Source organism: Kibdelosporangium aridum (assembly GCF_900176515.1).
Lineage (GTDB): Bacteria > Actinomycetota > Actinomycetes > Mycobacteriales > Pseudonocardiaceae > Kibdelosporangium > Kibdelosporangium aridum.
In genome coordinates this window covers 120,401-147,374 of record NZ_FWXV01000015.1, presented here as the reverse complement: position 1 = coordinate 147,374, position 26,974 = coordinate 120,401, and the positions used below count along the sequence as shown (strand labels likewise).

Here is a 26,974-nt window from a genome sequence, read left to right as displayed (position 1 = left end):
GCACGTTCGAGCCCGCCCGGCCGGGCTCAGCCTGGTGCTTTTCGTGGCCGAGATGCTCGGTCATCTCCGCGTTCAGCGCGGCTTCCAGCACCGTCTTGGTCAACTGCTTGAGCAGACCGTCCGGGCCGGTCAACGCCAACCCCTGCTCCTGCGCCTGCGCGACCAACCGGGCCGCCAGCTCTTCCTGCGCCGACCGCGGCTTCGCGGCCTTCTTCCTGCCTGTGGCTCGTGGACTCACAACATCCAGTGTCATCACACATCGTGCCCAATCCCGCCGAGATCACTCCCGGCGTGTCAGGCCAGAAACACCGATCTTGAAACAGTCCCGTTTTACGGCCCCTAGAAGGGTGGGACTTCGTACGGGTCTGGGGTTGTGGTGACTGTTCGGTTGGATGGGGTGCGGATGACGAGTGTGCCTGGTTTTGGTTGGACGAGGTCCCAGTTTGTGCGTTGGCGCATGAGGTTGTGGCGCTTGCAGAACATTGTGAGGTTGTCGGCGCTGGTCGTGCCTCCGGTGGCGTAGGTGGTTGTGTGGTCGGTTTCGCAGCGTTCGGCTGGTGTTGTACAGCCGGGTTGGCGGCATGTTCGGTCTCGCAGTTGGATGTGGCGTTTGAGGGCGGGGGAGGCGAACCTGCGGTTGCTGACCTCCAGCACTTGGCCGGTGGGGTCGGTGATGATGCGGCGCCACGTGGCGTGCCGGGCGAGTTCGCGGGCGTACTCGGCGGTGATGGGGCCGACTCCGGAGATTTCGCCGGGTTCTTGGTTGAGGCCCATCAGGGTTGTCATCGGGACGACCACGTTCACGGTGACTGGCGGGCGGTCGATCTTCTTGCCCATCACCAGATCCATGAACACGTCGGCCCGGCACTTCTTGGTCTGTTTGGCGATGAGCTCGATCTGGGCATAGGCCTGTTCGGCCTCGTGCGGTTGCAGGGTGATGTTCAACGATGACGTGCCGTCGGGCTTGGTCCATTTGGACACGTCACGCCGGGCCTTGGCAAGTCTCCGTCGTTCTTCGGCGCCAACGGGGTCAGCTCTGATGACTTCTCGGTTCAGCGCGTGTTTGAACTTGGTCAGGTTCTCGCACTGTCCACCGTCCAGCACACGCTTCTCCACCTCGGCGGCTTGGTCGTCGTCAAGGTCTGTGGTGTAGTCGTGGACGGCTTTGGCGCGCATGTAGTCGATCCTGCCTGTGCGCAATGCGTCCACTGTGGCTGGTAGTCGGGTGACCATGGTGTGGGCCTGGTGGAGTTGTTTCGCCGTCGTGTTGGGGCTGAGGTTCAGTTCGAGGGCGAGTTCCTCGGCTGCGCCGTCGCCGAGGTCGATGCCGGGGCGTTGGGGTGGGGTGAGTTCGGCGAAGTGGGCGAGGCCGTGGATGAGTTCGGCGTCGATGGCGTTCCTGGCTTGGTAGCGGTCGCGGATGTAGTTGAGGGTTTCCTCCCTGTTCATCAGTTCCACCGGGATGTCGGGCGGGGGTTCGTGGCGGGTGATCGTCAGTTGTTCGCTCATGTGTTCAATTTATCGGAAAATGGTTAAACATAGTTCACTGCATCGGGTGGTTTGCTGCTGTCTCGCGGCAGGTGCCGTTGTGTCACCGCAGGAATCGAGTTGCCGCCGAGGAACCGGCCCAGCGTCAGGATCCGTGCCCAAGGGCAACGGTGTCCAACATGGACGCGATAGTCCCGTGTGGGGGTAACGATCCGGGTTGTGGTGAACCGTCTCGGCGTCGCGGGAGTGGATACTGTGCACCCCCCGATCGGGACTGGACGAATCGGGCAGGAATTTGAGAGGTACGGCAGTGGCGACGAGTACACAGGTACGGCAAAGGTCTTTATCGCCGGTCACCCAGGCGCGGCTGGCGATGTGGGCGTTCGTGGTCGTCAACCTGGCGATCGTCGAGGTCCTGTTCTTCACCGCGGGCACCGGCAAGAACGAGATCCTCACCGTCGCCAAGTTCTTCGGCCTGCACGCCGCCGTCGTGATGATGTTCCAGCTCCTGCTGGTGGCCCGGCTGCCGTGGCTGGACCGGCGGATCGGCATGGACCGGCTCACGGTGTGGCATCGGTGGATCGGGTTCACGTTGCTCTGGACCGTGCTCACGCACGCGACGATCGTCGTGCTCGGCTACGCGACGCTCGACGGCGTGTCGATGCTGAAGACGTTCGGCGCGCTGGCCGGGGTGACTGCATCGCTGCTGGGCATGCTGGCCGCCACCATCATCATCGTGATCGGCGTTGTGTCCATCCGGCCCATCCGCCGCAAGCTGCGCTACGAGACCTGGCACGGCGTGCACATGCTGCTGTACGTGGCGCTCGGGCTGGCGTTCGTGCACCAGTTGCTGGAGACGACCACGTTCGCCTCCTCCACGTTCGCGATGATCTACTGGTGGGCGCTGTGGATCTTCGCGTTCGGGTCGTTGATCGCCGGGCGGATCGTGGTTCCGTTGTGGCGCAACAAGTATCACCAGTTCCGGGTGTCCGCTGTGGTTCCCGAGGCGCCCAACGTGGTCTCAATCCACGTCACCGGTCGTAACCTGGACAAGCTCCCCGCCAGGGCCGGTCAGTTCTCGATCTGGCGGTTCCCGGGGCACCGGCACTGGTGGCTGGCGAACCCGTTCTCGCTCTCAGCGGCGCCCAACGGTCAGGGCCTGCGTCTCACCGCCAAAGCCGTCGGCGACGGCAGCACCAACCTGCGTAACATCCAGGTCGGCAGCCGCGTGTTCATGGAAGGACCGTACGGGGCCTTCACCGCGCAGCACCGCACCAAGCACGGCATTCTGCTGATCGCGGGCGGCGTCGGCGTCACGCCGATCCGGGCGTTGCTGGAGGAGGACCCGACCGGCAACGTCATCGTGCTCTACCGGGTCCGCCACGAGAGCGAAGCCGTTCTGCTGCACGAACTCCAGCACCTGGTGTCGGTCCGCCGCGGCAGGCTGCACGTGCTCACCGGCCGGACCGATCAGGGCGCACGGCCGTTCGAGCCGGGCACGCTGCGCACCGCGGTTCCCGACATCAGGGAACGGGACGTGTACATCTGCGGCCCGACCGCGATGACCGAAGCCGTCGAGGACTCGCTGCGCAAGCTGGGCGTGCCCGACAGCCAGATCCACACCGAGAAGTTCAGCATGGCATGACGCCGTGACCAGAGTCGCCGAAGGCCCTTGCTGACCTTCGGCGACTCTCTGCCGTATTTTCAATCGTATGAGCGGCAAGGAAGAGCAGAAGGCCAGCGCGTCCGGGCACACGCCCCTGCTCGTCCTTGGCAAGATCACCGAGATCCTGAACGCCTTCACGCTGAAGCAGCCCGTGCTGACGTTGCGCGAGATCCAGCAGGCGACCGGCATCCCCACCTCCACCGTGCAGCGCCTGGTGACCAACCTCGTGGCCAACGGGTTCCTCGACCGGGTCGAGGACCGGTTCCGGATCGGCGTGCGGATGGCGTTCTGGGCCGCGGCCGCCGCCAAGGACTTCGACGAGCTCGCCGTGATCAACCCGGTGCTCAAGGACCTGCGCGACCTGACCGGCGAGACCGCGTGCTTCTTCCGTGCCGAAGGCGAGGTCCGGGTGTGCATCGCGGTCGCCGAGACGCACCACATCCTGCGGCGGGAGGTGTCGGTCGGCCGGATCGCGCCGTTGACCGTCGGCGCGTCCGGCCGGGTGCTGCTGGCGTGGCAGCCGAAGCTCGCTGAGCAGGTCCTTTCGCACGAGCTGCCGCAGCTCACCGAGAGCACGGTGACCGACCGGGACACCATGCGGACCTTGATCAAGCAGACACACGCGGACGGCTACGCGATTACCGTCGGTGAACGCGTCGATGGCGCGTCCGGTATTGCCGCGCCGGTGTTCGACTCGGCCGCTGACCTGGTCGGCGCGTTGACGGTCCAGGGCCCCACGCTGCGCATGCCGTACGAGACGTGCGTCGAGTGGGTGGAGCTGCTGGTCGAGAACGCGGAACGGATCACGCGCGCGCTCGGCGGCCGGCTACCCGACTAGGGCCCAGGGGAACGCCGTCGCGCTGGAGTGCGCGCCTTGCACGGCACGCGACCGGTTCGGTTCGCCCAGTTCAGCGAGCAGACCGTCGGTGAGACCCACCAGCTCGGCGAAGATCGCGGGCGTCAGCCAGTCCGGCCGCAGCGCGAACAGCAGGTCCTCGGTTGACGCGTTTCCGCTGGCACCGGGTGCGAACGGGCAGCCGCCCAGCCCGCCGAGCGCGCCGTCGACCTCAGCGGCGCCCGCTGCGATCGCGGCCAGGGAGTTCGCCACGCCGAGGCCCCACGTGTCGTGGCCGTGGTACACGATCCGCCGCCGCGTGCCCACCTTGCTGATCAGGCTGGTGACCTGCGCGGGAACGGCCTGTCCGAGCGTGTCACAGATGACGATGTCCTCGGCTCCGTCGGTCCTGGGGTCGTCGGCGATCGCGAGGACGCGTTCCTCCGGCACAGGGCCCTCGAACGGGCACGTGAACGACGTCGCGATGCACAACTGGACTCGGCCGCCCCGGGCGTGCTCGACGGCGGCGGGCATCGCTTCGAGGCTGGCTTCGGTGCTGCGCCCGATGTTCGCCTGGTTGTGTTTGTCCGAAGCGGACAGACAGTACTGGAAGTTCACCGCACCGGCCGCGGCTGCTTTCTCGATGTGCCTTGGCGTTGCCACCCATACCCAGCACCGGGCGAGCTCGTCGGGCGTCAGCCGTTCGATCACTTCCAGCGTGTTCGCCATGGACGGCACCAGACCCGGCCTGGCCATCGAGCCGATCTCGATGCTGGGCACGCCCAGGCGCAGGAGTTCGCGCACGATGCCGACCTTCCGGCCGGCCGGCAGCTGCTTTCCGGTCAGCTGCAGACCGTCCCGCAGAGTCACATCTCGCAGCGTTGTCATCGTGTCTCCAAAGTGCTGAGTACGTCCTCGGTGTCGGCACCGAGATCCGGGCCGATCGACCGGACCGGGAGCGATCGCGGGCCGATCAGCGGCACGATCCCGGGGAAGCCGACTTCGGCTGGCTCGTCCGCGCCGACGTCGACCGAGAAGTGCTGGATCATCCCGCGTTCGCGGTACTGCTCGTCCGCGCAGATGTCCGCGGCCGTGTAGATCGGCCCCGCCGGAACCCCTGCCTCGTCAAGGACTTTGAGGACTTCGGCGCGGGTGAGCGTCTTGGTCCACGCGGCGATGGCGTCGTCCAGTTCGTCGCGCCGGCCCCAGCGGCCCGCGTTGCTGGCCAGGCCGGGATCGTCAGCGAGGTCGGGCCTGCCGATGGCGAGCATGTAACGCCGGAAGATCGAATCGCCGTTGCCCGCGATCACCACGCTGGTCCCGTCGAGGCATTCGTACGCGTTCGAAGGCGCGATGCCTTCCATCCGCCCACCGACTCGCTGCCGCTCCACGCCGTACGCCTGGTAGTCCGGCACGAGCGACTCCATCATCGAGAACACGGCTTCGTGCAAGGCCACATCGACGACGCGCTCGCTGAGCGGGCGTCGCGGCCCGCCGTTCTGCCGTTGGAAAAGCTCGACCATCACACCGAACGCCGCGTACAACCCGGCCACCGAATCGCCTAGGGAAACCCCTACCCGCGACGGTGGCCGGTCGGCCTCGCCCACCAAGTTGCGCAGCCCGCCCATGGCTTCCGCGACGGCTGCGAACCCCGGTCGCCCAGCCAGCGGCCCGGTCTGCCCGAACGCGGAGATGCGCGCGAGGATGATGTCCGGGTTGGCCTTCTCCAGCTCGGCGGGGCCGAGTTGCCAGCGTTCGAGCGTGCCGGGGCGGAAGTTCTCGATCACGACGTCGCACTGCCGAACCAGTTCGAGCACGGTGTCGCGGCCTTCGGGCGTCTTGAGGTCGAGCACGACGGACTTCTTGTTGCGGTTGATGGTCCGGAACAGCATGGACACATCGCCGGCGTACAACCGCCAGTTGCGCAGTTCGTCGCCCTTACCGGGCCGCTCGACCTTGATCACCTCTGCGCCGAAGTCCGCGAGCATCCGTCCGGCGGTCGGCCCGGCGATGTAGTTGCCGAGTTCGAGGACCCGCAGGCCGTCCAGTGGCAGGCGCATGAATGCCCTTTCTCGTTTTACAGGAAGATACTCAGTGCGAGGATCGGTCCCATCGCGACGACGGAAGCGATGGATACGCCCGCTGAGCAGGTTTTGAGTGCACCCCTGGTGGTCTGTCCCATCAGGGATTGCAGTAGCCAGAACGTGTTGCTGGTGAGGTGCACGAGGAACAGCGAGCCCGCACCGGCGGCCAAGGCGATGAGCACGGGGGAGAGTCCGAGTGCGGGTGCGATCGGTGCGAGCAGGCCCGCGGCCGTGATCGCCGAGATCGTCACTGAACCGACGGCGACGTGCAGGACTGCGGCCAGTGCCCAGACCACGAGCAACGGTGCCCACGTGCTCGCCGAGAGGTACTTGCCCAGGATGTCGCCGACGCCAACGGCTTTGATGGTCGCGGCAAGCGAACCACCGACACCGCTGAGCAGCAGGATCTGTCCACTTTGGCGCAGACCGGTGGCGAGCGACTCTTCGACCTTGGGCTGTCCCATGTACTTGCGCCCGACCAGGCACGTGCCGACAAGACCGATCAGCAGCGCGATCATCGGGCTGGACAGCAGGTCGACGACCGGGTTGGACCAGTTCGCCATCTTGGCGATGGCACCGACTGCCACGAGCACCAAAGCGGTGAGCAGCGGCGCGAACAGCAGGACCAGCCGCGGTTCGGTCTTGGTCTTGGTCAGTGTGCTGGTTCCGCCGGTGCTGGTGGGCTCCGGCTCGGGGTTCGGGGCCTGCGGCAGCTCCTGCTCGTCGAGTTCGGGCTTCCACCAGCCGCGCGTGAGCAGGAACGTGGTGATGGTGATCGCGATGGCGACGGTCGGGATGACCACGATCAGCCCGTAGAGCAGGTACGTGCCGAGCGGTACGTCGAGCAGACCGGCCAGTGCCAGCGCGCCGACGCCCGGCACGGTGAAGACGATGCCGCATTCCAGGCCGATCGCCAGCGCGGTGGCCATCCTCGCGGTGCCGTACTTGCCCAGCTTGGGCGCGATCGCCCTGGCCAGTGGCGCGGAGATGACGAGCAGCACGTCGAGGTAGATCGACTGCAGGAAGGTCGTGATCGTCAGGGCCATCGCGTGCGGGATCCGCTTGGGCCCGAACACGTGGAATAACTTGTCGACCAGGCGCTCGATCGCGCGCAGATCCCGCAGGATGGCGCCCATCAGGACGCCGAACGCGATGAGCAGGCCGATTTCAGCGAGGATGTCGCCGAATCCCTTGCCGACCGTCTCGACGGTCTTGCTCACCCCCAAGCCGGCCGCCAGCCCCAGGTAACAAGAGCCGAGAACCAGCGCGACCAGCGGGTTCAGCTTGAACCGAACGATGAGTACCACGATGGCAACCACCGCGACGGCGGTGTTGACGAGAATCGCTGTGTCCGACATCCACATGTCCGTTCACTCGTGCGACATTGCACCCAGTGGGCGTCGCCTTCCTGTCGAAGGTTGCTCACATTATGAGCATTTACCCACGATACGAGTCAACCTTTACCCGTGCATGACCGGTCACACCGGCGTGTCGCGAGGTGAGGACAGCGTCAAGAGGGCTGCGGCACAGTGACTGGGCGTCAGGCGCAGAAGTCAGCGATCGTGTCGGTGAGGATGTCGGTGAGGTGGTGCAGTGACGTGAGATCGACCCGTTCGGTCGCCGCGTGCGCGCCCCGAGGTGCCCGTTGAGCATCAACGAACGCCCGCCTCCCGTGTCACGGGCCAACGCGACGATCAGTGGATCAGGTCGGTATGGGGCTGTCCCAGTCGAGCCGGTAGTCGTAGATCCACGAGTGCGGATGCCGTCCTCGCGTCTCCTCCCGGCTGATCTTGAGGTCGTGCAGCAGGCGGTGGAACACGCGCAGGCGGATCGCCGCCGGATCGGCTTTCATCGCCGTCCTGATCACTTGTTCGACCCTATTGCGGCGCAGGTTCTCGTAGGTCGAGAACGCCGTCGGCAGATCAGGCAGATCACGCAGGCACTTCGCCAGCACCACACTGTCCTCGACGGTCAACGACGCTCCTTGACCCGCGGAGGGGGAGACCGCGTGGGCCGAGTCTCCGAGCAGCACCATCGACGAGTTGTGCCAATGCCGCACCGAGGGCAGGTCGTAGGTGTTGACCGGGAAGATCGTGCCCGGTTTCTCGATGATCTCGACCGCCGGGATGTCGTCGTCGGTGAAGAAACTGGCCGCGGTCCGCCGCCACTGCTCGGTCGGGGTGTCACGCAACGCGTGTTTGGCGATCTCCGGCCCTGGAATGCGGGCGAACCACCACGTCTCCCCATTTGTGTCCACTATGTACCCGAAGAAGGCGCGTTTGCCGTAGTACATCTGGAAAAGGCCGGGGGGTGACTTCGGGGTGGCTTTGTCGGTGTAGCCGAGCAGGATCGTCAGGCCGACGTAACGAGGCTGGATCGCGTCCGGGTCGATGATCTTGCGGGTGACCGAGTGCAGGCCGTCGGCCCCGATCAGCAGGTCGCCGCAGTCGGACGTGCCGTCGGCGAAGTGGGCGACCACCGTGCCGTCGGCCTGGGTTTCCGCGTGCTCAAGGCGTTTGCTGTGCTTCACCGGTATGCCGCGGGCGCGCAGTTCGGTGTGCATGATGCGGTTGAGCGCGCCGCGTTTCAGCGTTCGCGGCAGGTTGATGGTTCCGTTGTTCTGCGGGTACTTCCGCTCGTTCACCCATTTCCCGGTCGCGCTGATGTACTCCGCGCCGGTCGCGGCGAAGGAGTTGTCGATCACGGGTTGGTGGACGTCGATTGCCCGCAGGGCGGTCATTCCGTTGTTCATCACGGTGAGGAACGCGCCGATGTTCTCCGCGTCCGTGGGATAGGCCTCGTAGACGACCGAGTCGATACCGGCCTTCTGCAGTGCCATGGCGGCCGTGGCGCCGCCTATCCCGCCACCGATTACCAGCGCTTTGGTCATCGCAGTCGGCTCTATCCAGTCTGGGTCGGCCCGATGGTGGAAATCCGGGCCGAGCTGGTCCCCCAGACGCCAGCTCGGCCCGGCAGTTCCCCCCAGTCCTGGTGCCCAGGCCCCTCCCGCCTCGTAAGCAGTATGCGATGGGTGCCTGAACCCCGGCTATACGTCCGCTTACAGTCGATAAACGCACTGCTCGGACAGTGTTTTGCGGCGTTTGGGCCCGCCCGTGTCGTAGACCGGGACGGTGACTTTGAGTAGTGTCGTCTCGTGCCGAGGCCCGCACCCGGCACCTTGGCGCTGAAGATCAGCGGGGGCGTTTGATGGAGTTCCGAATCCTGGGCCCAGTCGAGGTCCATGGAGAGGGTGGTCAGGCTCGGCTGGGCGGCGGGCGGGCGGTGACCCTGCTGGCCGCCTTGATCCTCCAGGCGAATCGCACGGTGTCCTATGAACGGTTGACCACAGCTGTGTGGGGCGACAACCCGCCCAATTCGGCGACCGCGGCCCTGCACACCTATGTTTTCCGGCTCCGTAAAGCTTTCGGCGACGTCGATCCGACCGGTCTCGACCGGATCGTCACCTACAAGACCGGTTACCTGTTGCACGTCCAGCCGGGTGAGCTGGACCTGGAAGTTTTCCGGGCGCATGTCGAACGCGGCCGGGCCGCATCCGCCGCGGGCAAGTTCGAGCAGGCGGCCACCGAACTGGACGCCGCTCTGGAGCTCTGGCGCGGGACCGCGTTGTCCGGCGTGTCCGGTGAGCTGGTCGCGCAGCAGTCCGCCAGCCTGGACGAGGCCTACATCTCCGCGGTCGAGCAGCGGGTGGAGGTCAAGCTCAACCTGGGCAAGACCGCCGAGCTCATTCCCGAGCTGAACGGCTTGATCGCCGCGCATCCGCTGCGGGAACGGCTGCGGGAACAGGCGATGCTGGTGCTCTACCGCTCCGGCAGGCAGGCCGAGGCGCTGGCGATGTACCAGGACGTCTACCGGGTGCTGGCCGACGAGCTCGGCATCCAGCCAGGACCGGCGCTGCAGGAGCTGCACCGGCGGATCCTGTCGGGCGATCCGACCTTGCGTTCGCCGTCCGAGCAGAAACCGCAAGCGCCTGCCGTTGCCAGGCCGGTGCCGCGGCAGCTGCCCACGGACGTCGCCAACTTCACCGGCCGCGAGGAGTACATGCGGCAGCTCGACGCGCTGCTGCCCAGCGCGGACCGGTCAGGCGGGGCCGTGGTGATCTCCGCGATCGAGGGCATCGCGGGCGTCGGCAAGACCGCGCTCGCCCTGCACTGGGCCCACCAGGCGACTCCGCATCTGCCCGACGGCCAGTTGTACGTCAACCTCCGTGGCTACGCCCAGAGCCCGCCGATGGAACCGGGCGAGGCGCTGGCGAGGTTCCTGCGCGCACTTGGCGTGCCCCAGGAACAGATCCCGGTCGATCAGGACGAACAGGCCGCGATGTACCGGTCGCTGATGGCCGACAAGCGGATGCTTGTGCTGCTGGACAACGCGATGAGCCCGGACCAGGTGCGGCCGTTGCTGCCGGGCAGCGCCAGCTGCCTGGTGTTGATCACCAGCCGCGTCGACCTGCGCGGGCTGGCCGCGCTCGATGGTGCGCGCAGGCTCGTGCTCGACGTCCTCACGGCGGACGAAGCGGTCAACCTGCTCACCACGACCATCGGTGACGAACGGTCGACAACCGAAGCCGACCACGTGGCCCAGCTGGCGAAACTATGCGGCTACCTGCCGTTGGCGCTGCGCATCGCCGCGGCGCACCTGGCAGGCCACGTCAGCCAGACCGTCGGCGGCTACCTCGCGCAGCTGGCGGAAGGCGACCGGCTGAGCCAGCTCGGCATCGAACACGACCAGCAAGCCGCGGTGCGGGCCTCGTTCGACCTGTCGTACCAGACGCTTCCGGCGGACGCGGCCAGGTTGTTCCGGCTGCTCGGCCTGGTTCCCGGACCGGACTTCGCCCCCGCGGCGGCCGCGGCGCTCGCCGGCATGCCCGAGGACCAGACCACGCGGCTGCTGGCCGGGCTCGCCTCAGCGCACCTGATCGAACGCCTGACACCAGGGCGATTCCAGTTCCACGACCTCATCCGGCTCTACGCCGCGGAACGCGCGAAGGACATCGACGGCGAGCAGGACATCGACGACGCGCTGCGCCGCCTGTTCACGTGGTACCTGCACAGCACAGGTTCGGCGACGCACGCGCTGTATCCGGAGATCGAGAGCCTGCTCGATTCCGTCGACACGGACATTCACCCGATGGGGTTCACCGACATCGTCGAGGCCATCACGTGGCTGGAGACCGAGCGGCCCAGCCTGCTCGCCTCGGTGCGGCACGCCACCCAGCACGGCCCGCGGCCGATCTCGTGGCGGCTCGCCCATGTCCTGCGCGGCTACTTCTACACCAGGATGGTCGTCCCCGACTGGATGGAGACGGCTGTCCTTGGCCTGCGGGCCGCGGATCTCGACAACGACCTCGCCGGACAAGCGGCGATGTTGCACAGCCAGGCACACGCTCATTTCTGCCTGAGCTCCTACGAGCAGGCGCTGGAGTACGAGGCACAAGCGCTGCCGTTGGCCAGGGATCTCGACGAACCACGCCTCGAGGCGGAGATCGTCAAGTGGTCCGGCCTGGCGTGCGTGTTCCTCGGCAGGCTGGACAAGGCCGTCGAGGACCTGACGCAGGCACTGGATCTCTACCGGCGCACCGAAAACCGGCACGGCCAGGCCAACACGCACATCGGGCTCGGGTTCGCCTTGGTCGACCTTGGACGGTTCGAGGACGCATTGCCGCACTACGACAAGGCATTGGAGCTCAACAGGGAGATCAAGAGCCGGTACGGCGAAGCGCTCGCGGTGCACTGCACCGGAGTGGTGTACGGCCACATGGGACGGTTCGACGAAGCGCTGCGGATGCACGCACAGGCCATGACGCTGTACCGGCAGGTCGGCACTCGGTACCACGAGACGTCCGCTTCGTTCTCCCTGGCCGTAGTGCACTGTGACATGGGCGCGTACGACAAGGCGTTGGCCGAGGCCGAGCGTGCCCGCGTGATGGCAAGGGAGACCGGCGACCGCCGCAGCGAGTGCAACGCGTTGAACACGCTCGGGGTGGCGTGCAGGCTGGTGGGGCGCTTCGACGACGCCGCCGGTTACCACGAGTCGGCGCTGCGGTTGTCCAAAGCGATCAGTCTGCGCAAGGCCGAGATCGAGGCGTTGATCGGGCTGGCCAGCGCCCGGCGTGGCCTCGGCAAGCACAACGACGGGATTCTCGCCGGTCAGGCCGCTTTGCGGGGCAGCAGGCAGAGCGGCATGCGGCCGCACGAAGCACACGCGTTGGTCGCGCTTTCGGAGATCTTGACCGACGTTGGACAAGCCGATCACGCCAAAACGCAGGCGCGGCACGCCCTGGACATCTATCGTGAGATCAACTACCCGCTTGGCGAAGGGCGCGCCTTGCGGGCGCTGGGCCTGGCGATGTCCGAAACCGACGGTCCGCAGTCAGCGGTTTCCCACTGGGAGGAAGCCCTGGCGATCTGCACCCGTCTCGGCACGCCTGAGGTCGAGCAACTCCAGACCCTGATCAAGGTGCCCCACTGATCGAAAGGGCTGATTGGCATGGCTGGCCTGCCAAGTGCTCCGGTCGCCATCGTCGGTATCGGGTGTCGCTTTCCCGGCGCGCGGGGGCCGGGGGAGTTCTGGCAGCGGCTGCGTGACGGCTACGACGGGATAGCCAAGCCGCCTGCCGGCCGGTTCGACGGTCTACTTTGGAAAGAGAGCGCGGACAACCCGGTCGAGGCGGGATATTTGTCCGATGTGGACAAATTTGACCCGGATTTCTTCGGTGTGTCACACCGTGAGGCGCGCCGGATGGATCCGCAGCTGCGGTTGTTGCTCGAGGTGACGTGGGAGAGCCTCGAAGACGCGGGGCTGCGTCCGGCGGACACCGAAGGCGGCCGGGTCGGTGTCTTCATCGGACAGATCGCCTCGGACTACTGGGAACTGCACTCGGGCAACGCGGACAACGCGGCGATCGACCGGTACATCGGGCTGTCCAACATCCGCGGCATGTTGTCCGGCCGGCTGTCGCATGTGTTCGATTGGTCGGGTCCCAGCGTCTCAGTCGACACCGCGTGTTCGTCTTCGCTGGCAGCTGTGCGCATGGCCTGCCAGAGCCTGCATTCCGGCGAGTCCACAGTGGCCATCGCCGGTGGCGTCAACCTGATGCTTGTCCGCAAGGACTATCCGTGGCTGTTCATGGGTGGCGTGCTGTCGCGGGACGGCAGGTGCAAGTTCGGTGACGCGAACGCCGACGGCTACGGCCGGGGCGAGGGCCTCGGGCTGGTCGTGCTCAAGACCCTTGACCAGGCGGTCGCCGATCGGGACCGGATCTACGCGGTGATCCGGGGCAGCGCGATCAACAATGACGGGCGTGCCAGCGGATTCGCCGCGCGGCCAGCGGTTCGTGGCCAGGCCGATGTGCTCAGCGCGGCCCTGGCGGATGCCGGAGCCCGCCCGACAGAGATCGAATACGTCGAAGCACACGGCACCGGAACGGCGGTGGGCGACGCGGTCGAGCTGGCCGCACTCGCGGCCGTCCTCGGCGAGGGCCGGTCGCAGGCTGATCCACTGCGCGTCGGCTCGGTGAAGACGAACATCGGCCACACGGAGGCAGCGGCCGGGATCGCGGGGCTGATCAAGTCCACATTGTGCCTGTACCACGGCGAAATCCCGCCGAGCCTGCACGTGCGCGAGCTCAACCCGGCGGTGAAGTGGGACGAGCTGCCGCTACGTGTCCACACCGAACTGGAGCCGCTGCCCAGTCATGGCCGGCCGAGGCTGGTGGGCGTGAGCTCGTTCGGGGTCTCCGGAACGAACGTCCATGCGATCCTCGCCGAGGCCGAGCAACCGCCTGTCGTGCCGTCAAAGGGCGACCACCTGCTCACGCTCTCGGCGCGGACACCGCAAGGGCTACGTGATCTGGCTGGCGCATACGCACGTTTTCTCGGCGACACTGACGTTCCGTTGCGGGACATCTGTTACAGTGCCTCGGTTCGCAGGCAACACCACTCGCACCGGCTCGCGGTCGCCGGATCCGCACGCGAGGACATCGCGGCCGAACTTCGTTCCTTTGTAGACGGCAAGCCGTCGCGTGATGTCTCGTTCTCCAGCGAGGCGCCGGAAGCCGAACCCGGCATCGCGTTCGTGTTTCCCGGGCAGGGTTCGCAGTGGTTCGGCATGGGCCTTCAGCTGCTCGACACGTCCCTGGTTTTCCGTGCGGCGCTTGAGGAATGTGACAGGGCTGTGCGTGCGGAGTGTGACTGGTCGATCATCGAGCAGCTGGCCAGCGACGACGAACGGTCGCACGACGTGGACGTCGTCCAGCCCATGCTGTTCGCCATCCAGGTGGGGCTCGCGGCCGTCTGGCGGTCGTGGGGAGTCGAACCGGACCTGGTCATCGGCCACAGCATGGGCGAGGTCGCCGCCGCACACGTCGCGGGCGCGCTGAGCCTGGCGGATGCCGTCGCAGTCATCTGCCGTCGCAGCAAGCTTGCCGCGACGGTGGCCGGCCGGGGTGCGATGGCGTCGATCGCCTTGCCGATGGCACAGGTCGCCGAAACATTGGCTGGCTACCAGGACAAGGTCTCCATCGCGGCGAGCAACAGCCCGTCGACGACCCTGATCTCCGGTGAACCGTCCGCAGTGGACGACATCGTGGCTTCCTTGCAGCATCGGGACGTCTTCTGCCGCACGATCGATGTGCCCTTCGCCGCACACAGCCCGCACGTGGACGAGCTGCGGGACGACCTGCTCGAACGCCTCGCGAACGTGCGGCCGGTGGCCGGGAACGTCCGGATCCACTCGACGGTTCTGGACGTGGACGTCGACGGAAGCGGCTTCGACGCGCGTTACTGGGTGCGGAACTTCCGGGAACCGGTGCGGTTCGCCTCGGCCGTCCGCCAGGTGTCGGCCGACCGGCCCATGGTGTTCGTGGAGATCAGCCCGCATCCGGTGTTGTTGGCCGCGATCGAGGAATGCCTGCAGGCCGCACAGACCTCAGGATTCGTCGTGTCGTCGTTGCAGCGGCAGAAGCCTGAACTGCGAACCCTGTTGACTTCGCTGGGTGCGGTGTACGCCAAGGGATGTCAGATCGACGGGAACCGGCTGTTCGGCGAGGAAGCGCGGCTGGTCTCGCTGCCCGCGTACCCATGGGCGCACGGCAGCTACTGGATCAAAACCAAGCCGCCCGCACCACCGGGGCCTGGGCATCCGTTGCTCGGGCGACCGGTTGCCGCGGCTGAGGGGGAGCGAGTCTGGGAAGGACCGCTGGACCGGATCCGCAACCGGTATCTCGACGGCCACCGGGTTCAGGGCGTGGTCACGTTTCCAGGTTCGGGCTATTGTGAGCTGGCGTTCGCGGCCGCGCGTGACGCGCTTGGCCAAGGCACTCTCGAACTCGAAGATGCCACCTTTCAACAGTTGCTGCTGCTCAATGGTCACGAATCGCCGATACTGCGAGTCCGGATGTACCCCGAGAACGACTCCGGGTGGCGGATCGAGATCCACAGCGGTGAGTCACAGCAGACGGTCCAGCACGCGTCCTTCCGCGTCCGCCAGGTGCCGGACGCCGAAGAACAAGCCCATGATCCGTTGCCCGCGGTGCGAGCACGATGCCCGGAACACCTTTCCGGACAGGAGTTCTACGCCCGGTTCGGCGGCGGTGAAAACGAGTGGGACGGCCCGTTCCGTGGCGCTGCCGAGGTCTGGCGGGGCGCTGGCGAGGCGCTGATCCGAGTGTCCTGCCCGGACTCACTCGCCACGGTGTTCGACGACTTCTACTTCCATCCCGCGATATTGGACGCGTGCGGCCACGCGCTGATGGCAACGGCTGAGCCGGTTGCGCAGGCCTTTGCGCCGGAAGGCTTCCACAGCGCACGTATCTGGGGCAAGCCTCAGCGGGAGCTCTACAGTCATGCGCGGTTGACTGAGCGGGGCACCGGCACGCTCACCGGCGACATCGTGGTGATGCAGTCCGACGGAACTCCGGTGGCGGACATCCGTGGCGTACGTCTGCGTTGCCTCGCGGAACCGGCGGCGCAGCGGCAGAACTACGACGACTGGCTGTACGAGCTGCAGTGGGAACGCAGTGATCGTCCACAAAGGAACGTCGATCCCGCTTCGGGGACCTGGATCATCCTTGATGACGGCCGGGCTGTCGGTCGCGGGCTGCGCAAGCGGATCGAGGACGCCGGCGGTCACTGTGTCAGCGTGGTCCCGGCGGGCAGCACCGTGCACGGCGACTTCGTGGTGGATCCCAGTGATCCGGAGGGGTTCTGTGCCGTGTTGCGTGCGGCGCCCCATCCGGTACAGGGGATTGTCCACCTGTGGAGCCTGGACAATCCGACGGCCGCGGTGTCCGATGAGGACATCAAGCGGGCGGAGAACCTGACGTGTTCGAGCACGGTCCGGCTGATCAAGGACTTGCTGGCGGCACGGGCGACCGACCATCCCGCGCTGTGGCTGGTGACCAACAACGTCTACGCGGTAACCCGGGATGATGTATTGATCTCGCCGCTGTCCGCGCTGCTGTGGGGCTTCGGTCGCGTCCTGGCCCAGGAGAATCCGGAGCTGAAGCCCACACTCGTGGATGTCGATGCGGCGGATCCGGACTGGGCCGCCGAGATGCTGTTCGGTGAATTGACCGTGCGAGACCGGGAAACCGAGCGGGCGTTGCGCCGCGCGGGCCGATTCGTCTCCCGGATCAATCGCTATTCCGCCCCGCCCGTGCCCGTCGTGCGCCCGGCTGGCGCCGGCGCCTACCGGGTACGGCACGGCGCACCCGGGTGCCTGGACGAGTTCACGGTCGAGCGGACCGAGCGTCGCACACCGGGAGCGGGCGAGGTCGAGATAGAGATCGCCTTCGCCGGGCTGAACTACGCCGACGTACTCGGTGTCATGGGCGTGGTGCCGGGAATCGACGCCCAGGATCGTGTCCCCGGCGCGGAATGCGCGGGGACGATCACCGCACTCGGCCCGATGACCCACGGCCTGCAAGTCGGCGACGAGGTCGTCGCCGTGGGAGACCTCGGGCTGGGCTCGCATGTCATCGCCAAGGCGCCGCTGGTGTTGAAGCGCCCGAGGACACTCGATCTCGCCGACGCGGCAACGGTTCCGATCGCGTACTTGACCGCGTATCACGCTCTGCACGAGCTTGCCGGATTACGCGGGGGAGAAAGCGTCCTGATCCACTCGGCGACCGGGGGAGTGGGACTCGCGGCCATCCAAGTCGCCAAGATGCTCGGCGCGGAGATCTACGCGACGGCCGGCAGCCGCGAGAAGCGATCCCTGCTGCGGGCCATGGGAATCAAGCACGTTGCGGACTCCCGGTCGCTCGACTTCGCCGACGAGTTCCTAGCCGCGACATACGGCAAGGGTGTCGACGTGGTGCTCAACACGCTGCCCGGACCGGCCATCGACAAGAACCTCGACCTGCTGGCACCCTATGGCCGATACGTTGAGCTGACCAAAAAGGACGTTCTCGGCGAAGGGCGGATCCCGATGCGGCCGTTGGCCCGCAACATCTCCCTGCACGTCGTCGACGTGATGGACATGTGGCAGACCCGGCCGCAGCAGGTCGCCGCGACTCTGCGGGAAGTGTTCACCCACATCGACACCGGTGCGCTTGCCCCGTTGCCCGCGGACAAGTTCCCGAGCGAACGCACGGGTAACGCGTTCCGCCACTTCGCCCAGTCGAAGCAGGTCGGCAAGGTGCTGCTCTCGTTCGACAGTAAGGAATCCGAGCCGTCTACATTGGTCCGTGAGGACGCCACGTATCTGGTCACCGGTGGCCTCGGCGGTATCGGCACCGAGGTGGCGCGCTGGCTGGTCAAGCAGGGGGCGAAGCACCTGCTGCTGGTAGGCCGCTCCGAACTGCCGCCGCGATCCACGTGGCCACACCTCGACCGCGACGGCGCCGAGTACCGGCGGGTCAGTGCACTGGAAAGCCTTGAACGGACAGGAATCCAGGTTCGCTACGAAGCCGTCGACGTCGTCGACGAGGCCGCACTGCGGTCGCTGATCAGCGAAATGGATCACCCGGTCCGCGGGGTCTTCCACGCGGCGGGCATCGTGGACTGGCATCTCGTCCGTGACCTCGATGAGCAGCGGCTCGCGGCCGTGCTGCGGCCCAAGGTGGCGGGAAGCGTTGTCCTTGACCGGATTTTCCCGGACTCGAGCGTGGACATGTTCGTGTTGTTCTCCTCGATCGCCGGATGGATGAGTTCACCGCTGCTGGCCGCGTACTCGGCGGCGAACAACTTCCTCGACTCACTGGCCCACCAGCGGCGGCTGCGCGGTGCGCCGGCGACCGGGATCAACTGGGGTTTCTGGGACGCGATCGGGATGGCGGCCGGAGTCAGCGACAAGACGCGGGTGATCCCCAAGGGCTTCAGCCACTTCTCGCCCGCCGACGGGATCGCGGTGCTGGAGCGGCTGGTCCGGGCGGACGTCGAGCAGGTCGGGGTGCTCGTCGCGGACTGGGCACAGTGGTCGGCGATCCACCACCACTTCGCCCAGCTGCCGATGCTCAGCAAACTCGTGCCCACCACGACACCCCGGCGTGCACCCGGTGACGTGGACAAGGACATCGTCCGCAGGTACCTGATCGACCGGATCGCGGAAGCACTGGAGGTGACCCCGGATCACGTCAACACCCGTCAACCGCTGAACCGGATGGGACTCGACTCGCTTGGCGCGATCGAGGTGAAGAACCTCGCGTCCCGGGATCTCGGCGTGGACCTGCCGGTGGTGATGCTGCTCGGCGGTTTCACCCTGGACGACCTGATCGACCAGCTCGGGTCAGCCTAGCCAGAAGTCCTTCACCTCCGCGGCGATGGCCTCGGCCTGCGCGTAGCCGGCCCGCAGGGCGATCGGGCGCTTGGACATGTCGAAGATGTCCCGTCCCATGGCCTGCTTGGCTTCCGGTGTCGGCTTGATCAGCAGCGCCTGGCCTTTCGCCCGGACCGGTTCGAGCGATTCGTCGAAGCTGGCGCCCGGTATGCCCCGAATGCCGTTGACGGGCGCGACGACCAGAACCCGATCGTGCCCCGCGGCCAGGTCGGCGTTGATCGACGAGCGCGTGCTGCCGTCGATGTAGTGCTTGCCGTTCAGGGCGAACGGCGTCCACACGCCCGGCAGTGCGACGCTGGCACACATCGCGTCGACCAGGCTGACGCCCGAATCGCGCGTGAAGACCGTGAGCTCACCGGTGGCCGCGTCGACGGCCGGGATCATCAGCGGCTTTTCCGGCCATTCCTGCGTCCGCAAGCTCTCGATGACGATCGCTCGCATCCGTTCGGTCGGCTGGCCGCCCGCTTCCAGCGCCAGCGAACCGATCTCGGCCAGGATCGCGGTGGCTTCGGAGTGCTTGCCGATGGCCTGCATGAGCATCTGGACGAACGCGTCGGTGGCCGGCGGCGCGGTCCGCTCACGGCCGGCGTCGGTGAGAATGTGGTCCATCATCCGATGCGGGTCGCCCGTGGTGAGCTCGACCGCCGCCGTCGACCCGACCGAGGTCCCGACGAGCAGGTCGGCGTCCATCAGGCTGATCCCGGCATCGTGCAGGCTGGTCAGCACACCCCACTGCCAGGCGAACCCGATGGCCTCGCCACTGCCCAACACCAGTGCCCTGGACACCACAGTCACTCACCCTCGTCCCGTTCGGATCCTCCTCGGCCAGTTCCGGCCCCGATCGTGCCAGAACCGGTCACGCAATGCACCGGTTCGGGCACACCAAGTGGCTAATTGTCCCGCTCGGATTCTGCGCCGGTGGGACGCAGGTGCCGCAGCAGGGACACTGAGACGAAGGCCAGCGCCACCAGGAGCACGGCACCGACCAACCCTGCTGCGTTCAGGCCGCTGGTGAACGCTTCCCGTGCTGGTTCAAGCAACGCGGTGGCCTGGTCCGGCGGTAATGTCTGGGCCAGAGCCACCGCGCCGGTGAGACTCTCGGCGGCCTCGGCTGGCGCGTTGTCCATTTCCGCCCGGTATACGGCCGTGGCGATGGTGCCCATGGCGGCAACGCCGAGGCCGACGCCGAGTTCGCCGCTTGTCTCGGACAACGCTGCCGCGGCACCGGCCTTCTCAGGTGGTGCGCTGCCGACGACCATGTCAGTGGTGAGCACGGTCATCGGGCTGAGACCGGCGACCGTCACCACGCCCGCCGTGATCAGCAAGCCGAGGCCGGATATCGCGTCGACCTGGGTGACAAGGACGAAGCCGACCACCGAGATCACGGCGCCACCCGTGATCACGAACGCTGGACGGATCCGGCGGGTGAGCAACGGCGCCACCAGTGATCCGAGCACGGCCGCCAGGGTGATCGGGATCATCCAGAGCCCTGCCTGCAGCGGCGACAGGTCCTTGACGGATTGCAGGAACTGCGGATAGAGGAAGTTGACTCCGTTGATCGCGGTGATTCCCAGCAGGAGCAAAGCCAACGCCGCAGCGAACGCGCGAATCTTGAACAGCCGCAGGTCGACCATTGGGTTGCGGAGTCGCTTTTGCCTGCGGGTGAACAGGATTCCCAGTACGACACCGGCCACGAGAGCCGTGTACGGCAGCCAGGATCCGTGCCCGGTGGCGATCTCCTTCAGGCCGTAGATCACCGGCAGCACGGTCGCCAGCGACAGCACCACGCTGAGCAGGTCGAGCCGTCCGGCATCGGGGTCACGGAACTCCGGCAGCAGGATCGGCGCCAGCACCACCAGCAGGACCATGACCGGGACCGCGATCAGGAACACCGAACCCCACCAGAAGTTCTCCAGCAGCGCGCCGCCGATGGTCGGGCCGATGGAGACACCGGCCGAGAACGTGGTCATCCAGATGCCGATCGCCAGCCCACGCTGCTTCGGGTCGGCGAACATGTTGCTGATCAACGCCAGCGTCGAGGGCATCAGTGTCGCACCGGCGATCCCCAGCGCCGCGCGGGCGGCGATGAGCATCGCGGGGGAATTGGCGTACGCGGCGAGCACCGAAGCCAGGGCGAACGCGACCGCGCCGATCATCAGCAGCTTGCGGCGGCCGATCCGGTCGCCGAGCGTGCCCATGGTGACCAGGAAACCGGCGATCAGGAAGCCGTAGATGTCCAGGATCCACAGCAGTTCGGTGCTGCTGGGCCGCAGGTCGGCGCCCAGGTGCGGGGCGGCGAGGAATAGCACGCTGACGTCCAGCGCGAGCACGAGCAGGGGAAGGGTGAGCACCGCGAGGCCGATCCACTCCCGGGGACCGGCCTTCGTGGCGACGTTCGTCGACATGCCTCCACGGTGAGTTGACGGAGTTCTGGTTTTGTTGTGGCCGGGTTCCGGTGCCCGTTTTGCCCGTTGGGTACCGTGATCACCATGCGTTTCGGGGTGCTCGGTCCGGTGCGGGTCTGGGCCGCCGACGGCACTGCGATCCGGGTGCCCGAGCTGAAGGTCCGTGCCCTGCTGGCCGCGTTGCTCGCCCGTGAAGGCCAGCCGGTGTCCACCGATCGCCTGGTCGAGGATCTTTGGGGCACGCATCCGCCTGCCAAGGCCGGTGCGGTGTTGCGCAGCAAGGTGTCCCAGCTGCGCCGCGCGCTGGCTCGGGATCTGATCGTGCATCAGGCGCCTGGATACCTGATCCGCGATGCCGAGACAGACGCTGATCAGTTCCAGGAGCTGGTCACGCGTGCCCAAGCGGCGGCAGACGCGCGAGAGAGGGCGTCCTTGCTGGGCGAGGCGCTGGCTCTGTGGCGCGGCCCGGCGTACGCCGACTTCGCCGATGAGCCGTTCGCCCAGGCCGCGATCACCCGGCTGACCGAGCAGCGGCTCACCGCGCTGGAGGATCAGGCCGAGGCCCGGCTCGCCTTGGGGGAGTACACCGAGCTGGCCGACCTCATCGAGGAACACCCGCTGCGGGAGCGGCTGCGCGCGGTGTACATGCGTGCGTTGTACCGGGCGGGGCGGACGGGGGAGGCGCTGGAGTGTTTCGCCGACTTGCGGAAGCGGCTGGCGGACGACCTCGGCGCGGACCCGAGTCCGGAGCTGTCGGCCCTGCACGAGGCGATCCTGCGGCACGACCTCGGCGGCAACCTGCCCGCGCCGCCATCCGGGCTGATCGGCCGGGATGACGCCGTCGCCGCGGTCGGCCGCTTGCTGCGCGCGGCCCGGATGGTGACACTCACCGGCACTGGTGGAGTCGGCAAGACCCGGCTCGCGGTCGAAACGGCGAACCGGCTCGCCGAGTCCTTTGTGGATGGAGTGTGGCTGGCGGAACTGGACGCTGTGGGTGCGCCGGTCGAGGTGGTCGCCGCGGTGTTCGGTGTCCGGGACGACGATGCCGAGCCGTTGCTCGTTCGTGTGGCAGCGGCCTTGCGGCACAAGCGGATCCTGCTCGTCCTGGACAACTGTGAGCACGTGGTCGACGAGGTTGCCGTGCTGGCCAACGCCTTGTTGAGGGCCGCGCCAGGGCTGAAGATCCTGGCCACCAGCCGGGAACCGCTCAACGTCGATGGGGAGCACCTGTGGGTGGTGCCTCCGCTGGCGCAGGCCGATGCCATGGAGTTGTTCGTGGCCAGGGCCGCTGCCGCCGGTTCCACTGTTGAGGACGCTGACGCGGTCCGGGGCATCTGCACCAGGCTGGACGGTATTCCGCTGGCTTTGGAGTTGGCCGCGACCAAAGTGCATGCGCTGGGCGTGCGTCATCTCGCCGAGCAACTCGACAACCGGTTCCAGCTGCTCGCGACTGGTCGCCGGGGCGCACCGCCTCGACAGCAGACGTTGCGGGCGATGATCGACTGGAGCTGGCAGCTGCTCACCGAGGACGAGCGGGTTTTGTTGCGGCGCTTGGCTATTTACTCGGGCGGTTGGCCGCTCGATGCGTGTGCGGAGAGCTCGGCGGTGCTGGCCCGGTTGGTCGACCGATCGTTGGTGGTCGTTGACGACGGACCTCGCTACCGGCTGCTGGAGTCCGTTGCGGCGTATGCGATGGAACGGCTGCGGGAGTCCGGCGAGTTCGATCGTGTGCAACGGGAGCACTTCGAGTACTTCACGGAATTCGCCGAACGGGCGGACTTGCGTGGGCACGGCCAGCGAGACTGGTTGCGCCGGCTGGACGCCGAGACCGCCAACCTCCACGCGGCGCTCGAAGGTGCTGTGCGGCAAGGAAACGCGGACATGGCTTTGCGGTTGTCGAACGCCACCGCGTACTACCGGTATCTGCGGGGCCGGTGGGGTGCGGCCAAGCGAGCGCTTGATCTCGCGCTCGGGGTGGACGGCCCGGCTCAGGCCGGGAACCGGGCGATGGCGAAGGTGTGGCTGGCGACCGGCGAGACCACGACGCATGAAGCGTTGGCGCAGATCGAGGATCCGGTGCGGCGAGCACGTGCCGAGTGGTTGCTTGGCTTCGCCAGGATCGGGTTCGCCGACCACTCGGTGTCCGGGATTCTCGCTGTGTTCCGTGAACACGATGACCACTGGGGAATCGCGGCCGCACTGACCAGCAGAGCGTGGAACGCGTTGGCGCGCAGCGATCTCGCCAGCGCCGCCGCCGACGCTGACCAGGCCGTCGCGTTGTTCGGTGAGGTCGGTGACGACTGGGGCCGGATGCAGGCGATGGACGTGCTCGGCGAGGTCGCGCAGATCACCGGCGACTATCCCCGAGCGGCCGCGCTGCAGCAGGACGGGCTGCGGATCGCCGAAGAGCTGGGCCTGCGGTCGGATGTGCCGTACAAACTGGCCCAGCTGGGCCGGATCGCCTTGGCGTCCGGTGACTATCCACGCGCCGACGAGTTCCACGAACGGTCCCGCCGGTTGGCGGCCGAGCAATCGGACCGGTTCGGCGAACAGTTCGCCGAGATCGGCCTGGCGCTCGCGGCCCGCAGGCAAGGACGCTTGGCGCAAGCCGAAACGTACCTCGACGGCTGGCTGGACTGGGCGCGCGAGGTCGGGTGGGCGCCAGGCGTCGCGCTGGTCCACGCCGAACTGGGCTTCATCGCCGAGCTACGCGGCGACGCGCAGACAGCACTCGACCTGCACCGAGCGGGCTACGCGGCCGCGTGTGACACCGGCGACCCGAGGGCCGTGGCGCTCGCGTTGGAGGGCATGGCCGGAGCGCACTCGCTGGCTGGTGATTTGGAAACCGCGGCTCAGTTGCTCGGCGAAGCCAACGCGACCAGGGAGTCTGCGGGAGTCCCGTTGCCGCCCGCCGAGCGCGGTGACGTGGAACGGATCTCGGCGAGGCTCAGCGTTGAGCCTCAAGACGACGACTGCACGCGTCGATGACGAGTTCCCGCAGCCACACATGACGTGGGCGCACGCGGCACCGATCGCCTACCTCAAGCGTGCTGCGGGTTCCTGTACAGTTACAGATAGAGGCTGTAACGGAACTCCGCGAGTGGTCGAGGAGGCTGTTCGTGATCGACGTGTCGGTGACGCCGCCAGGGCAAGGTGAAGTCGCACAACTGCCCGGCTTCGGCGTGGTCTACAAGCTGCACAGCCGGGCCAACGGGGGACAAGTGGCGATCGTCGAGCACCCGTTCGACGTCGGCACCATCACCGCGCCGCACTTGCACACCCGTGAGGACGAGCACTCGATCGTCCTGGAAGGCGAGATCGGTTTCCGTTCCGACGACAGCGAAGTCGTGCTCGGGCCTGGCGGGTACATCACCAAGCCACGTGGGCAGATGCACGCGATGTGGAACGCCGGCAGCGTGCCTGGCCGCATCATCGAGGTGATCACGCCGGGTGGCTTCGAGGACTACTTCCAGGACCTGAGCGAATTGCTTCTGTCGGGCAAGACCGACCACTCAGGACCGGAATTCACCGAACTGGCCGAAAAGTACGGACTTGTGTACGGCAAGCCGGACTGGCTGGACGATGTCGTGGCGCGGTACGGGCTGAACAGCCCTAGTCACTGAGGTGTCAGCCAGTACGCCTTCGCTTGGCTGCCGTCTTCGCGATCGCGGGCCACAGCACGTCCACGATCGCCTCGGGGATCTTCTTCTTGCTGTCGCCGCGGTAGAACGCGGCGAAGTAGCTGCCGAAGCACATGGTCGCGATGGTGTGTTTGTCGATGTCGTCCCGGACCGCGCCGCGGTCCTGCAACAGCGACAGGCAGTTCTCGAGCAGTTCGATGCGCGGTTCGACGGCGTGTTTGCGAAGTATGTCCAGCAGTTCTGGAGTGCGGGTCGCCTCTCCGGCGAAATTTCCCATCAGCACCATGGCGTCCGGGTTGAAGTACGCCGGGTCGAGCCGGCGCACGGCTTCGACGAGCGCGTCCCGTGGCTTCATCCCGCCAAGGTCCACTGTGTACATGTCACGCTGCTTGCGGAACCCGTAGTCCAGCGCGTCCACGACAAGCTCGAGCTTGGTGCTCCACCGGCGGTACAGCGTGGGGCGGCTGACGTTGGCATCTGCGGCGATGTCACCGATGGTCATTCGCGAGTAGCCGTCTTTGACCAGGCGCTCACGGGTGGCGAGAATGATCGCTTCGTCGAGCGTCGCGTCCCGTGGCCGCCCACCGGGGCGCGGGCCGGTGTCCTGGTGCATTACTGGATCCTACCCAGGAGTCGTTATGAGCGAATTCTCCTACGCGCCCGGTTTGTACCTGGACATCCATCCTGCCGACGACCCGAGTGCGCCAGTCGTCATCTACGTGCACGGCGGCGGATGGTCGCACGGCGACAAAGGCACCGACGGCCCAACGAGGCTCGTTCCGCTCGCGGCCTATGGCGTAACCGTGGTGTCGGTCGACTACACCCTGGCGCCTCAGGCGGTGTACCCGCAGCAGGTGCACGAGCTCAAGGGAGCTGTGCGGTGGTTGCGCGCCAATGGTTCTAGTCTCGGTCTGAACGTTGACCGCCTCGGCATCTGGGGCGCCTCGGCGGGCGCCTACCTCGGTTCATTGGTCGCTCTGTCCTCGGGGGACAGTGCGCTGGAGGGGACAGTCGGCGGAAACGTCGACCAGTCCAGCGCGGTGCAGGCAGTGGTGCATTGGTTCGGCCAGGTGGACTTGGCGGCGTCGGCAGCGCGTACCGAACTGGAGGCGCGATTGCTGCCGTTCCACTTCGAAGCGGACTTCGTAGGCGACGACGGCTCCCTCGACGGGCTGAGCCTGCTGTCACGTGCGTCGGCTTCGGCGCCGCCGTTCCTGATCGCGCACGGCGACCGCGACCGGATCGTGCCGATGACCGAAAGCCTCGCCCTGCACTACGCCCTGACCCGCGCCGGTGCACGCAGCCGGTTCGAACTGCTGGGCAGCGCGGGCCACGAGGATCCGGAATTCAACAGCCCGGCCACGCTCGCCACCACGGCAGCGTGGCTGCGTGCGGCCCTGGACTAATTCCGGCCAGAGTTACGTTACAGCTGGTATACGTAACTCGCCTTTAGGAGGACGGCATGGCCGTCGAGCACTGGTTCGACTTCATCTGCCCGTACTGCTATATCGGACAGGACCGCACGAAAATCCTCCGCTCACACGGGATCACGGTGGTAGAGCACGGTTTGCAGATCCACCCCGAGATCGGCCCGGGCGGAGTAGTGGTCGGGCAACGTGTTGGGCCGCAGTACGAACACCTCGCGGCCGAAGCCGCCGCCGCGGGGCTGCCATTGAATTGGACGGACCGCATCGGATACTCGCGTCCAGCCTTGACGGCATTCGAGTGGCTCAACGAGAACGATCCTGTGGTCGCTGGCCGGTTCGCCGAGTCGGTGTTCGCAGCCTATTTCGCCGACGGTCAGGACATCGAGGCTGCTGAGCTTCTTGCCAAGCTGGCTGCGGACGCCGGTGGCGACTTGACCGGAGTGACTTCCGAGCCGCTCGACCGGTCCGAGGCATTGGCCCGATCGAGCGGCGTCAACAGCACACCCACGTGGATCGCCCACGGCCAGAAGGTGTCGGGGCTACGGCCGCGTGCGTGGTTCGAGCAGTGGGCCACCTTGGTGGGGCAGAGTCAAGAAAGCAAATAGTCGCGCTCCACCGTCATGGCATCTT

Annotated in this window: 17 protein-coding genes; 8 read left to right on the top strand and 9 right to left on the bottom strand. The window is 66.8% G+C overall.

Annotation, left to right across the window (positions count from 1 at the left end; all coding sequences use genetic code 11):
* Together B9C43_RS50055 and B9C43_RS50050 are read right to left on the bottom strand one after the other, a co-directional pair.
* On the bottom strand, positions 1 to 178 hold a 178-nt coding region (locus B9C43_RS50055), incomplete at its 3' end, for a transposase (RefSeq protein ID WP_235039301.1).
* Between the two features lie 161 nt (positions 179 to 339).
* Positions 340 to 1,509 carry an HNH endonuclease signature motif containing protein gene (locus B9C43_RS50050; RefSeq protein WP_084434339.1) on the bottom strand — a complete coding sequence of 390 codons (1,170 nt, stop codon included), beginning with the start codon at positions 1,507 to 1,509 and terminating at the stop codon, positions 340 to 342.
* 289 nt (positions 1,510 to 1,798) lie between these two features.
* Between B9C43_RS50050 and B9C43_RS50045 the strand changes: the two genes are divergently transcribed.
* Together B9C43_RS50045 and B9C43_RS50040 are read left to right on the top strand one after the other, a co-directional pair.
* Positions 1,799 to 3,133, top strand: coding sequence for a ferredoxin reductase family protein (locus B9C43_RS50045; protein WP_235039300.1), 1,335 nt, complete (start codon positions 1,799 to 1,801; stop codon positions 3,131 to 3,133).
* Between the two features lie 67 nt (positions 3,134 to 3,200).
* Complete coding sequence (locus tag B9C43_RS50040; protein ID WP_033381870.1) at positions 3,201 to 3,992, top strand: IclR family transcriptional regulator; 792 nt, start codon at positions 3,201 to 3,203, stop codon at positions 3,990 to 3,992.
* Here B9C43_RS50040 and B9C43_RS50035 read toward each other — a convergent pair.
* The 4 genes from B9C43_RS50035 to B9C43_RS50020 form a co-directional block, all read right to left on the bottom strand.
* Positions 3,981 to 4,877, bottom strand: a complete 897-nt coding sequence (locus B9C43_RS50035; protein ID WP_084434337.1) for a beta/alpha barrel domain-containing protein — start codon at positions 4,875 to 4,877, stop codon at positions 3,981 to 3,983. The two genes, B9C43_RS50040 and B9C43_RS50035, sit on opposite strands and share 12 nt — an antisense overlap.
* The gene (locus B9C43_RS50030) at positions 4,874 to 6,049 is read right to left on the bottom strand and encodes a CaiB/BaiF CoA transferase family protein (RefSeq protein WP_084434336.1); all 1,176 of its coding nucleotides are present in this window, start codon (positions 6,047 to 6,049) and stop codon (positions 4,874 to 4,876) included. The genes B9C43_RS50035 and B9C43_RS50030 overlap by 4 nt, the downstream gene beginning before the upstream one ends.
* A gap of 17 nt (positions 6,050 to 6,066) precedes the next feature.
* Entirely contained in the window at positions 6,067 to 7,431 is a 1,365-nt protein-coding gene (locus tag B9C43_RS50025; protein WP_084434356.1) for a GntP family permease, read from the bottom strand.
* A gap of 344 nt (positions 7,432 to 7,775) precedes the next feature.
* On the bottom strand, positions 7,776 to 8,963 hold the full coding sequence (locus B9C43_RS50020) for an FAD-dependent monooxygenase (protein ID WP_084434335.1): 1,188 nt from the start codon (positions 8,961 to 8,963) through the stop codon (positions 7,776 to 7,778).
* A gap of 317 nt (positions 8,964 to 9,280) precedes the next feature.
* On the opposite strand from B9C43_RS50020, the gene B9C43_RS50015 reads away from it, so the two are divergent.
* Positions 9,281 to 12,562 carry an AfsR/SARP family transcriptional regulator gene (locus tag B9C43_RS50015; protein WP_084434334.1) on the top strand — a complete coding sequence of 1,094 codons (3,282 nt, stop codon included), beginning with the start codon at positions 9,281 to 9,283 and terminating at the stop codon, positions 12,560 to 12,562.
* A gap of 18 nt (positions 12,563 to 12,580) precedes the next feature.
* Positions 12,581 to 18,829: a type I polyketide synthase gene (locus B9C43_RS50010; protein WP_084434333.1), complete on the top strand. Its 6,249-nt coding sequence runs from the start codon at positions 12,581 to 12,583 to the stop codon at positions 18,827 to 18,829.
* Here B9C43_RS50010 and B9C43_RS50005 read toward each other — a convergent pair.
* Together B9C43_RS50005 and B9C43_RS50000 are read right to left on the bottom strand one after the other, a co-directional pair.
* The gene (locus tag B9C43_RS50005) at positions 18,821 to 19,666 is read right to left on the bottom strand and encodes a patatin-like phospholipase family protein (RefSeq protein ID WP_084434332.1); all 846 of its coding nucleotides are present in this window, start codon (positions 19,664 to 19,666) and stop codon (positions 18,821 to 18,823) included. The two genes, B9C43_RS50010 and B9C43_RS50005, sit on opposite strands and share 9 nt — an antisense overlap.
* A 95-nt stretch (positions 19,667 to 19,761) precedes the next feature.
* Positions 19,762 to 21,276, bottom strand: coding sequence for an MFS transporter (locus tag B9C43_RS50000; RefSeq protein WP_084434331.1), 1,515 nt, complete (start codon positions 21,274 to 21,276; stop codon positions 19,762 to 19,764).
* Between the two features lie 84 nt (positions 21,277 to 21,360).
* On the opposite strand from B9C43_RS50000, the gene B9C43_RS49995 reads away from it, so the two are divergent.
* Both B9C43_RS49995 and B9C43_RS49990 read left to right on the top strand, forming a co-directional pair.
* On the top strand, positions 21,361 to 24,264 hold the full coding sequence (locus B9C43_RS49995) for an ATP-binding protein (protein ID WP_084434355.1): 2,904 nt from the start codon (positions 21,361 to 21,363) through the stop codon (positions 24,262 to 24,264).
* Between the two features lie 131 nt (positions 24,265 to 24,395).
* A complete protein-coding gene (locus tag B9C43_RS49990) occupies positions 24,396 to 24,899 on the top strand; it encodes a cupin domain-containing protein (RefSeq protein ID WP_033381884.1) in 504 nt (167 codons plus the stop codon).
* Between the two features lie 4 nt (positions 24,900 to 24,903).
* Here B9C43_RS49990 and B9C43_RS49985 read toward each other — a convergent pair whose 3' ends face one another.
* Complete coding sequence (locus B9C43_RS49985; RefSeq protein WP_084434330.1) at positions 24,904 to 25,530, bottom strand: TetR/AcrR family transcriptional regulator; 627 nt, start codon at positions 25,528 to 25,530, stop codon at positions 24,904 to 24,906.
* Between the two features lie 25 nt (positions 25,531 to 25,555).
* Between B9C43_RS49985 and B9C43_RS49980 the strand changes: the two genes are divergently transcribed.
* Both B9C43_RS49980 and B9C43_RS49975 read left to right on the top strand, forming a co-directional pair.
* Complete coding sequence (locus tag B9C43_RS49980; RefSeq protein WP_160097315.1) at positions 25,556 to 26,323, top strand: alpha/beta hydrolase; 768 nt, start codon at positions 25,556 to 25,558, stop codon at positions 26,321 to 26,323.
* 56 nt (positions 26,324 to 26,379) lie between these two features.
* A complete protein-coding gene (locus tag B9C43_RS49975) occupies positions 26,380 to 26,949 on the top strand; it encodes a DsbA family oxidoreductase (RefSeq protein ID WP_084434329.1) in 570 nt (189 codons plus the stop codon).
* The last annotated feature ends 25 nt before the right edge of the window (positions 26,950 to 26,974 follow it).